This is a genomic window from Shewanella sp. 433, assembly GCF_059338565.1.
The window spans coordinates 2,545,480-2,556,316 of record NZ_CM181703.1 but is presented as its reverse complement, the minus strand read 5'-3'; the positions used below and the strand labels follow the sequence as shown (position 1 = coordinate 2,556,316).

Sequence of the window (10,837 nt, the reverse complement as noted above, 5' to 3'; positions counted from 1 at the left end):
TGGGTCAATATCAGTGCTTCACGGCCATTAATCGACAAGCAGTTTGATTAACGTATCCGTTTGTTCATCACTGGCAAAACTAAAGCGAATGCTGTTAGCAAGGGCGGGATCTTTATAGGCGCGGGCCACGACACCCCCTTGCTTAAGTTTATGTTGGATATCGGTGACATCATTAAAGGTCGCCAACACAAAGTTGCCATTGGCGGGCAGAACTTGAGCGCCGATACGCAGCAGTGCCTCACTGAGTCGTAAACCATTCTGTTTAAGTTGGCTAACCTGTTGTTGCATAGTGTCGATCCCTTGGGAGCTGAGCGCCTCGCAAGCAAGATTCGATACTGGCAAAGGCACAGGGTAGGGCGCGATGACTCGCATCACCATCTCAATAACCATCTTATTGGCGAGCATAAAGCCGCAGCGTGCGCCAGCCAATGCAAACGCTTTGGACAAGGTGCGCAGCACCACAAGGTTATCAAACTGGTCGATAAGGTTAGCAACGCTATAGTCGGGGCAAAACTCAATATAGGCTTCATCGACAACGACGAGTGCATCAGGCAGCTTAGTGATAACCTGCGCTATTATCTGTGGGCTAATGACGGTGCCAGTAGGATTGTTGGGGTTACAAATAAACACTAGTTTGGCATCGCTAACTTGCTCTGCGATATCATTTGGCAGTTGATATCCATCATTGAGACGCAGGGCATTAACACCGACATTAAAGGTTTGTGCGCTAATGGCGTACATGCCATAGGTCGGGCCAAAACAGGCAATGCTATCTTTGCCGGGTACACAAAAGGTGCGAATTAACAGCTCGATAGCTTCATCAGCACCGCGACTGGTGAGGACTTGACCGGCATTCACACCTGCATATTTGGCATACGCATTAATAAGTGCTGGTGGCTGACATTCAGGATAGCGATTGAGGCCGTCGATATCACTATTGTTAAACGGTGACTCATTGGCATTGACCCAAACCTGTCCTTCACCACCAATGCGGCGCGCAGACTGATAGGGCTGCAGCGTCAGCAGCTCTGGGCGTGCTAGTCGCTCGGCAATAGTTAACTTCTGCTCCATATTAAGCTCCCTTATCCGTACTTGTTGCCGTATCAATACTAAGCAGGCGCACTGCAATGGCATTCTTGTGGGCATCGAGTTGCTCGGCGCTGGCAAGTGTCATCACGCTTTGGCCTAGCCCCATTAAGCCTTCGGCACTGAGCTCTTGCACGGTAAAGCGGCGGCTAAAATCGGCAAGTGATAGGCTAGATACGGCTCTGCTATAGCCGTAGGTGGGTAACACATGGTTAGTGCCACTGGCATAATCACCCACGGATTCTGGTGTGTAGGCACCTAAAAATACCGAGCCCGCAGCGCGAATTTGTCTGAGCAGTTCACGAGGTGCATTGGTTTGAATAATTAAGTGTTCAGGGCCATAACGGTTGGACACTTTAGCGGCTTCATTCATATCGCTAACCAGTAAGGTGCGGCTGCAACTTAGCGCCGTCTTCGCTATATCGGCTCTAGATAACAGGGCAAGTTGTTGCTGCAGCGCTTGATTGACCTCATTAGCGAGTTTTTGGCTGTCGGTGACCAGCATCACTTGCGAGTCTGGACCGTGCTCCGCTTGAGACAATAGGTCGGCGGCGATAAAACTGGCGTTCGCGTCTTTATCTGCGATAACTAAGACCTCAGAAGGCCCAGCTGGCATATCGATACTCACCACGCAGCGACTATCTTGCGATACTAGACGTTTAGCTTCGGTGACATAACGATTACCTGGGCCAAAAATCTTATCGACAGCAGGTATCGACTCAGTGCCTAATGCCAAGGCGGCGATGGCTTGGGCACCACCGACTTGAAAAATCTCTGTGATCCCACATGCATTGGCAGCATAGACAATGGCATCATCAATGGGCGGGGGGCTGACGAGCACACGTTGCTCACATCCCGCAATTTTGGCTGGCAGTGCGAGCATCAATACGGTGGATATGAGCGGCGCACTGCCTCCAGGAATATAAAGCCCTACTTTCTCGATGGGCTCACTACGAAGTTCGCAGCGCACGCCCGTTTGAGTTTCAACATCAATGCCTTGAAAGGCTTGCGCTTTATGGAAGGTTTCAATATTGTCCATAGCTTGGGCTATGGCGGTCTTTATCTCATCGCTAACTCTTGCGCAGGCGGCTTCTATCTCAATATCAGACAGTGCAAGCTCATCCAACTCGACGCCATCAAACTGCTTTGAAAATTGCTTGAGCGCGATATCTCCCTCGTTAGCCACTTTATCAATAATGGTTTTGACACTTTGCTCTAGCGCCAAATCGCCAACGAGGGGAGAGCGTTGCAGTGCTTGTTGTTGCTCGCCAAGGCTTAACTCTGCCCACTTAAGTTGTTGCATCTTGACCTTAATCGCATCGGTACTCGTCGTTAATGTCATAGTGTTAACCCATCATTTTTTCGATTGGCATGACCAGTATTGAACTGGCTCCGAGCTGAGTGAGCTCCTCCATGGTATCCCAGAACAGATCTTCAGTGCTTACCGCGTGGATAGCGACGCGATTGGTATCATCGTTTAGGGGCAGTACGGTTGGGTTTTCAGCGCCAGGTAATAGGGCCACGATTTGATCGAGAGTTTCGGTAGGCGCGTGCAGCAGAATATATTTACTCTCTTTAGCGCGTACAACGCCATTGATACGAGAAAGAATCTTGTTGATCAGCGCTTGTTTGTCAGGGGTTTGCTCTTGAGTCGATTGAATGATGCAGGCCATAGAGCGGTAGATCACTTCAGTTTCGTACAGGCCATTTGCTTCTAAGGTGGCGCCAGTTGATACCAAGTCGCAGATCCCATCAGAAAGGCCTGCACGAGGGGCAACTTCGACCGAGCCCTTAAGCATACAGTCGCGATAACTTATGCCCTTTTGCTGCATATAACGGCGAAGTAGGTTCGGGTAAGAGGTGGCGATGCGCAGTCCTTCGAGTGAGGTCGCATCTTGATAATTAAATTCATTAGGTACAGCCAGTGATAGTCGACACGCGCCAAAATCAAGCTCTCTTAGCTTAAGGCATTCAGCAGGTTTGCCGATGGCTTGACGCTCAATCTGCTCCTCTTCAAGCACGTTTTCACCTATGATCCCCAGATCAACCACGCCATCCATCACAAGGCCAGGGATATCATCATCACGCACCCGCAGCAGGTCGATTGGCATATTGTCAGAGTGTGCGATAAGGCGCTGCTCGTTAACGTTAAACTTAACACCACAACTTTTTAATAGCTTTTGTGATTCTTTAGACAGGCGCCCCGATTTCTGAATGGCGATACGTAATCTGCTTGACTCTGACATAACTGACTTCCTCTATGGTTGATTCAATAATTTTTTAAAACTGTTTTAAAACAAAATATTAAGCTAGAAACTAAAAACCCCCGGAATTCCTTCCAGGGGTTTTTGATCTGTCTTGAATCAACCACCAGAAGGAAATAGTCCTCCGGCAGTAAGCGTCCGAAGGCTACCGCATATGATGGTGATGATGGATAGTGTTCAAACGCTGGGTCATGTTCTTTTCTCGTGTAATCATTTGCTAAAGCGGCGATGCTGTCGCCTGAGTTGTATTTAAACTAATCAAGATTGGGTGTTTATGCAACCCCTAATTTGCATAATTAGTGATCTTCATCTTCAAGCTGCGCGGGAAAAGGCGTTGTGCATAGTCAAAATGGTTTTGGCCGTAGTGAAGTCTCTTTGTACGTCGTAAAATCGGTTGGGTGGTGAGCCGTAAAGGTAACAAGTTTTGTCAGTGAGATAATGCCGACCACTTGTGCTCAGAGATGAAACACGGATAATGCCCACACAATAGCACTGACAACCCTATGATGGATTGAGATTGACGAGCAGCAGATTAACCCAAGAAGTGGCGCGTATTTTCGCTGATGACGGTGTTATAGCCCAAGGCGTTAGCGGCTACAGTTGCCGCCCGCAGCAGCAACAGATGGCAGCTTTAGTCAGCCAAGCGATGTCGCGTGCAGACAACTTGGTGGTTGAAGCGGGCACTGGTGTGGGTAAAACCTACGCGTATTTGGTGCCAGCATTGCTCAGTGGTCAGCAAGTTATCATCAGTACCGGCAGTAAAAACCTACAAGAGCAATTGTTCTTTAAAGATATTCCTGCATTGCTGGCGATGCTCGATATCAAACTAAACGTCGCGTTACTCAAAGGCCGCAGCAACTACCTTTGCCAGCTCAATATGGAGCGGCAACTCAACGGTGCCGATGTGATGGACAGTCAAGTCCTTGACGATCTGCTGCGAATCAATCAATGGGCTGGACATACTCAAGATGGTGATATCGGCGGTATCCATAGTGTGTCAGAAAACTCAGCAGCCTTGCCTTTGGTGTTCAGTTCAAAAGAGAGTTGTATTGGTAAAGCTTGCGAGCATTATGAAGCCTGTTTTACCCGTAAAGCGCGGCAAAAGGCGATGGATGCCAAGGTGATTGTGGTTAATCATCACCTGTTTTTTGCCGACAGTGTGTTGAAAGAGACTGGCTTTGCCGAGTTGTTGCCCGATACCGACGCCGTTATTTTTGACGAGGCACATCTGCTGCCCGATATTGCAGTCACTTACTTTGGTCAGCAGCTGAATATTAAAAGCGTGATTAACCTGATCGAACGCTTTGCCCAGCTTTACCGTGAATCGATGACAGACTCAGCGCAGATAGCGTCGATGACGGCCCGCTGTTACACCTTAATTGAGCAGTGGCAAGCTCAAGTCTTTGCTACCGAACAAGTCAATTGGCGTTATCTGCTGGCCGACAAAGCGATAATGACAGCCTCATGGGCGCTGTTACAAGAGCTGACCGCCTATCAGACCCTGTTAATGGGGTACCTTGGCCGCAATGAAGAGTTTGATGATAGCGTCGAGAAACTTAATCAGCAATTAAGTAAATTAGCGGTGTTTTTTCAATGCGATAATCACAACAGTGCCTACAGTATTGAATACGGTTATCGGCATATGACGCTGCGAATATCGCCAATTAATGTGACCAAAGAGTGCCAGGCATTATTTAGGGCCGATACCAGTTGGATTTTCACCTCGGCGACGTTACAAATTAATCGTGATTTAGGCTTATTTACTCAGGCATTAGGATTAAAAAGCGCGCAAACGGCTATCTTAGACAGTCCATTTGATTATGCGCGCCAAGCGCTATTTTGTGTGCCGCGTCATCTCGGCAGCGTCAGTCAACACGACAATGCCACTAAGCAGTTGGTTGATGTGGCGATAAAAGCCATCAATGCCGCTAAAGGTCGCACTTTTATGCTGTTTACCAGCCATCGAATGCTTAATCAGGTGGCCCAAGCGCTGCACGGGCGAGTGCAATATCCCTTATTAGTACAAGGGCAGGCGGGCAAACAAACTTTGCTGAAAAAGTACCGCCAATTGGGTAATGCCGTCTTGTTGGGTACGGGGGCATTTTGGGAGGGCGTTGATGTGCGCGGTAAACTATTAAGCTGCGTCATTATCGATAAACTGCCGTTTATGTCACCCGATGACACCTTGTATAAGGCAAGGGCCGAGGGGGTAATGCGTGATGGACTCGATCCCTTTATGAGTTTGTCATTGCCCCAAGCCGTGATCACCTTAAATCAGGGCGTAGGTCGATTGATCCGTGATGAAAAAGATCGCGGCGTGTTGATTTTATGCGATAACCGTATCGTTAATCGCCCCTACGGACAGGCATTTATCAACTCTTTGCCACCTATGCACCGCACCCGGGATCTTGACCAAGCGATTACCTTTTTGCAGCAGATAGATTGAGCGCCAACAGACGGCAACGCTCACTTTTAAGGCTGGCATTGATAACTGATTTTTAAGCGCTGAAGTTAAACGCATAAGTGAAATCGATCACATGGCATCTTGTCTTTATGCTATTTATGCTAATAGCGACTTGGCGGCTCAAATAAACAGTGCACACAGACTGTTTATTTGAGGATGCGAGTGATTGAGTTTAATGCAGTTTCATTCTGGGGCGCACCACGCGCATCATTTTTTCTGCCATCCATAATGCCAAGGTTTTCGGTATGCCATGGATAGCCTTTTGATGCATACGGTATAGCGAGATATACATAAAGCGAGCGATCTTCCCTTCAACAAACATGCTGTTTTTGGTTAAGTTACCCATCAAGCTACCGACGGTACTGTAACGCGATAGATTGACTAAAGAGCCGTGATCGACATAAACATAGTCTTGTAATGGCTGTTGTTTTATCTCGGCAAGCATATTGTGTTCAACACATTGGGCCATCTGATGTGCCGATTGTGCGCGCGGTGGGACAAAACTGCCATCGGCTTGCTGGCATGCACAGCAGTCACCAATCACATAGACGTTATCATCTTGGGTACTTTGCAATGTGCCTTTTACCAGAATTTGGTTGGCGCGGTTAAGTTCGAGCCCCTCAATCTGTTTAATAAACTCGGGGGCCTTAACCCCAGCGGCCCATAACATCAGGTGCGCATCGATGAGTTCATCATCGGCGGTGATAAAACCTTGCGCCGAGGCTTGATTAATACGGGTGTTTTCTCTGATATTAACGCCCAGTGCCGTTAACTCACGAGCCGCACTGGCGGCAATCCGCTCAGGTAACGCAGGTAAAATACGCGGGCCCGCTTCAATCAAGCTGATGCTCAGTTTATCGGCGGTCATTTTACTTAAACCGTACATTTTGAGTTGCTCGGTGACATGGTATAGCTCTGCCGACAGCTCAACGCCTGTGGCGCCGCCGCCAACAATGGCAATTTTTAGTGCGCCGAGTTCATCCGATTGATGCACCCGAGTAAAGCTGTCTAACAGTGCATTATGGAATCGATTGGCTTGCTGGTGGGAGTCTAAAAAGTAGCAGTGCTCTTGTACCCCAGGGGTGCCAAAATCATTACTGACACTGCCAACAGCGATGACTAATTTATCATAACTGAGCTGCCTGCTGGGGAGTAGGGCTTCCCCATTAGCGTTTATGATCGGGGCAAGCGTAATGCTCTGAGCCTTAAGATCGACATGATTGAGCTCGCCTAATTGAAATTGATAACCGTGGCGCACCGCATGGGCCGAATAGACCACACCATCGAGATCGGCATCGAGTGAGCCGGTGGCGACTTCATGGAGTAGCGGCTTCCAAATATGGGTGCGGTTTTTATCGATTAAGGTGATCTCCGCTTGGCCTTTTTTCCCTAGTTTAAGCCCCAGTTGGGTTGCAAGGCCTAGGCCTCCAGCGCCGCCACCCACAATAATGATCTTAAGTGGTGGGCTCATACTTGTATCCTGTGTCATGGTGGTGCCGATCCTTGTGGTCAGAATGTCTTATGGGCTGAGTATTTTGGCTATTTGGCCTTTATGGTATCGTTTATAATCAATTTGACCATGAAATAATTTTCAACAAGGTGAGTCTTGCCAATTGGCTCAAAATACGAAAGCCTTTTTACGTACCGCAGTTGCGTGATGGTAATGGTAGCGATCTATGAGCTGCTACTTGATGTTATTGGCTTATGTTGCGCTTATAATAGCGAGGTTATGATGCGGGAAGGTGAACACAAGTGCGCTAAGCGGCGCAATATCTTGAGTTAGCTTTAGTCTATGCCCGCTTTTGGGCTATACCTGATTTGAATTTACGTTATAATCGGCGTCATTAAATATGTTGTCGTCCCTCGATTACTGTGATTCTCAATTACTGTGATTATTGTACCGAGTCATATCGCTAGCCGATACTGGTTACCTTAATGAACATCGATTGACGATTAACATCTGCTTTTATTCCTATTTTGGTTAGATTAATGCCTGATAATACAGACAATGCTTCATCCTTGACCCTGCTTGCGCTAGACACCTGCACCGAATCTTGCTCGGTGGCCTTAAGCTATCAGGGGCGAGTGTATGCCCAGCAGGCCGATGCGCCGCGTGAACACAGCCAAAGGCTATTACCTATGGTCGATAAGGTGCTCAATGATGCCAATATTGGGTTAAGTGATGTTGACTTGATAGCCTATGGCCGCGGCCCTGGCAGTTTTACCGGTATACGCATCTGCACGTCAATGACTCAAGGATTAGCGTTAGGCCAAGACTTACCTGTAGTAGGTATTTCAACTTTACAGGCGATGGCGCAGGCGACGATTGAGCTCCATGGCGCGGCGCAAGTCGTGGCTGCCATCGATGCCCGTATGGGCGAAGTCTATTGGGGCGAATTTATCAATCAAGCGGGTATAGCGACACTGATTGGCCGGGAAAGCGTGTGCGCTCCTGTTGAAGTCAGCCGTGCTTTAGATTATCAGCAAGCGGTGATGGCTTGTGGCACCGGCTTTGATGCTTATCCTGAGTTGCTTATCGAGGGAATGTTGCTGGCAGCAGAAGCCAAGTTTCCCGAAGCTAAATATATGTTGCAACTAGCAGAGATAGCCCATGACGTTGGACAATCGACTGATGTAGAAGGGCTTCAACCTGTCTATTTGCGTGATACCGTTACGTGGAAAAAGTTGCCCGGGCGTGAGTGATCTGTTTTAAACTTATAGCAATCGGCTTTTAGTAGATGCTAGTTGTTGTCTTTGAAGTTAAGCCTAACAAATTCATACTGCTGAAAGCGAGGTGATCGTAACTCGCTATAAATGAGTCTATATCGATAATCTAACCATTGCCGTGGCGCACAGCAGAATCAAGCGCCACACTGTGAGGTAAGTTATGCAGATCCAATCCGGTCATGTGCTGCGCAGCAATACATTGCCAAGCGCCACAAACATCAGTGACAGCATTGCGCCGCTTAAGACGGCGCAAGTTTTGCCTGCGATTATTGATGTCAAAGCGATTGAGTCTAGCGATCTATTGCGCCAACAAGGCCAGTCAGGCGCAACTGAGGTGGAGCTTGGTAATGCTGATAACGCAGACAACTCAAGTGCCATGCAACTTGACGCCCGTCTCGATGCCAAGCTCGAGTATGAGCAGAATACTCAGGCCAAGCAAGGCGCGATTTCTACTTACCTACAGCATGAACATGCCGCGCAGCGAGAAGCTATTTCGCAAATGGTGGGTATCGATACTTATGCATAAGCGGCTCAGCGCGGGCAGGCTTTGGTGGTATTTAACTGCTTTTGTCTCCGCATTGTTGTTAGCTGTCTATGGCGCGCAAAAATCCTTATTGTCACTTAGTGTCTTAGCTTATTTTTTTGCCTGTACTCGTTATTTGAGTAACGGTCACTTGCCTAGGTGGAGTCACTAATGGCGCTGCATAGTCAATCCACTGCGCCCAATGCCATCGCAGTCCCCAGCCGTGGTCAATTTATTATCGAACTACTGCTGGCACTGATACTTACGCGTATTCCCTATCTCAGCGTGCCCTTTAAATGGCTAGAGAGTTATTTTCATGAGCTCTCTCATGGCTTGGCAACTTTGCTAACTGGCGGCGCCGTTAGCCATATCCAGCTATTTCCTAATGGTGCCGGGCTCTGTTTTAGCCAAGGGGGGTGGCCTGTAGCCATCGGTTTTGCCGGTTATTTTGGTGCAGCCTTATGGGGATTACTGATTTTTAATTTAGCCACGTGGCGTCAGGGGATACGGCTTAGCTTTGCTTTGTTAGGCTTAGCGGTGTTGTTAACCATGTTACTGTGGGGGCGCGATCTGTTGACGCTGGGTATTTTGTCGCTATTAGCCTTGCTGTTTTTATTACCGTTAAAGTTAAGTCACAGCCCACCGTTGACGCTATCACTTAGGGTGATGGCATTAATGGTGATGCTCAATGCTTTGGCCAGCCCGGCGGTGTTATTTGGCTTAACAGGTCAGGGGGATGCCGCAATGTTGGCGCAGTTGACATGGATGCCGGCTGTGTTTTGGGTGACACTCTGGTTATTGACCAGCCTGCTGATGTTGTGGTTGTGTTGGAGTAAGGTTGACCGCTTATCAAAATAAACATTACTCCTTGTTTGTTTTTATTTAATTTCCTCATAGAGACTGATAGGTTTAAGTCTTTGCTGAGGAGATATTTAATGAAATCCATGCCGTTATTCAATAATCTGCTATTACCTTCTGTGCTTGTAGCGAGTCTATTTAGTGGCCATTTACTGGCGCAACCCGAGGTAGATACTCATCTGAGTGCCGCCTTGAACAATGACTTAAGACAAGCAGACAATATTGCTCGTGACGCCTATAGGCATCCAGCTGAAACACTCACTTTTTTTGACATAAAACCTAACGATACAGTCATAGAATTGTGGCCAGGTGGACGGTGGTATAGCGAGATTTTGGCGCCATATTTAGCCGCTGAAGGACACTATATCGCTGCAAACTTCGATGCAAACCCTCCAGAAGGGATTAAGTTACCTGGATATCAAATTCGTTTAGGCAAAGCATTAGCGCAGTGGCTGGATGACAATCGCGCTGTGCTTGGTCAAGCTTCATTCTTGGCGTTCGATCCACCACGCCTGACCGAGTTAGGTGAAGATAACAGTGTCGATGCTGTGCTGACTTTTCGTAATCTGCACAACTGGGCCAATTCAGGCCAGTTAGAAAATGTGTTTGACAGTGCGTATCAGGTGCTCAAACCCGGTGGAGTACTGGGCATTGTTGAGCATAGGGCTAAGCCCGGAATGGCGTTAAGCTCTGGTTATATGCTGCAAGATGAGATCATCGATTTGGCGCAAAAATCAGGCTTTACTCTAGTGTCTAGCAGCGAAATTAACGCCAATGACAAAGACAGCAAAGATCACCCTAAAGGGGTGTGGACCTTGCCACCAAGCCTGAGGTTGGGTGAGCAAGACAAGCAAAAATACCTCGCAATAGGCGAAAGCGACCGCATGACACTCAAATTTATCAAAAAGTAGTAAT

The 10,837-nt window shown here is 47.9% G+C and carries 9 protein-coding genes and 1 other annotated feature; of the genes, 5 read left to right on the top strand and 4 right to left on the bottom strand.

Annotation, left to right across the window (positions count from 1 at the left end; translation table 11 throughout):
- Positions 1-27: 27 nt before the first annotated feature.
- From hisC to hisG, 3 genes are read right to left on the bottom strand one after another with little or no spacing between them, the layout of a single operon-like run.
- Positions 28-1,071: a histidinol-phosphate transaminase gene (gene hisC / locus AC5YB1_RS11250; RefSeq protein WP_494519243.1), complete on the bottom strand. Its 1,044-nt coding sequence runs from the start codon at positions 1,069-1,071 to the stop codon at positions 28-30.
- A gap of 1 nt (position 1,072) precedes the next feature.
- Positions 1,073-2,389 (bottom strand): histidinol dehydrogenase, encoded by a 1,317-nt coding sequence (hisD, locus tag AC5YB1_RS11245; RefSeq protein ID WP_494521628.1) that lies wholly within the window; start codon positions 2,387-2,389, stop codon positions 1,073-1,075.
- A 43-nt stretch (positions 2,390-2,432) separates the two neighbouring features.
- Complete coding sequence (hisG, locus tag AC5YB1_RS11240) at positions 2,433-3,332, bottom strand: ATP phosphoribosyltransferase (protein ID WP_494519242.1); 900 nt, start codon at positions 3,330-3,332, stop codon at positions 2,433-2,435.
- A 67-nt stretch (positions 3,333-3,399) separates the two neighbouring features.
- Positions 3,400-3,520, bottom strand: a sequence feature (His leader region).
- A 341-nt stretch (positions 3,521-3,861) separates the two neighbouring features.
- On the opposite strand from hisG, the gene yoaA reads away from it, so the two are divergent.
- Complete coding sequence (gene yoaA, locus AC5YB1_RS11235; protein ID WP_494519241.1) at positions 3,862-5,796, top strand: DNA repair helicase YoaA; 1,935 nt, start codon at positions 3,862-3,864, stop codon at positions 5,794-5,796.
- A gap of 190 nt (positions 5,797-5,986) precedes the next feature.
- Here the strand turns inward: yoaA and AC5YB1_RS11230 are convergent, their stop codons facing one another.
- A complete protein-coding gene (locus AC5YB1_RS11230; protein WP_494519240.1) occupies positions 5,987-7,285 on the bottom strand; it encodes an NAD(P)/FAD-dependent oxidoreductase in 1,299 nt (432 codons plus the stop codon).
- A 518-nt stretch (positions 7,286-7,803) separates the two neighbouring features.
- Between AC5YB1_RS11230 and tsaB the strand changes: the two genes are divergently transcribed.
- The 4 genes from tsaB to AC5YB1_RS11210 all read left to right on the top strand — a co-directional run bounded on the left by tsaB (position 7,804) and on the right by AC5YB1_RS11210 (position 10,833).
- Positions 7,804-8,517, top strand: coding sequence for a tRNA (adenosine(37)-N6)-threonylcarbamoyltransferase complex dimerization subunit type 1 TsaB (tsaB, locus tag AC5YB1_RS11225; RefSeq protein ID WP_494519239.1), 714 nt, complete (start codon positions 7,804-7,806; stop codon positions 8,515-8,517).
- Between the two features lie 184 nt (positions 8,518-8,701).
- A complete protein-coding gene (locus AC5YB1_RS11220) occupies positions 8,702-9,067 on the top strand; it encodes a hypothetical protein (RefSeq protein ID WP_494519238.1) in 366 nt (121 codons plus the stop codon).
- 168 nt (positions 9,068-9,235) lie between these two features.
- Positions 9,236-9,922: a M50 family metallopeptidase gene (locus AC5YB1_RS11215; RefSeq protein WP_494519237.1), complete on the top strand. Its 687-nt coding sequence runs from the start codon at positions 9,236-9,238 to the stop codon at positions 9,920-9,922.
- Positions 9,923-9,999: 77 nt separating this feature from the next.
- A complete protein-coding gene (locus AC5YB1_RS11210; protein WP_494519236.1) occupies positions 10,000-10,833 on the top strand; it encodes a class I SAM-dependent methyltransferase in 834 nt (277 codons plus the stop codon).
- Positions 10,834-10,837: the final 4 nt, after the last annotated feature.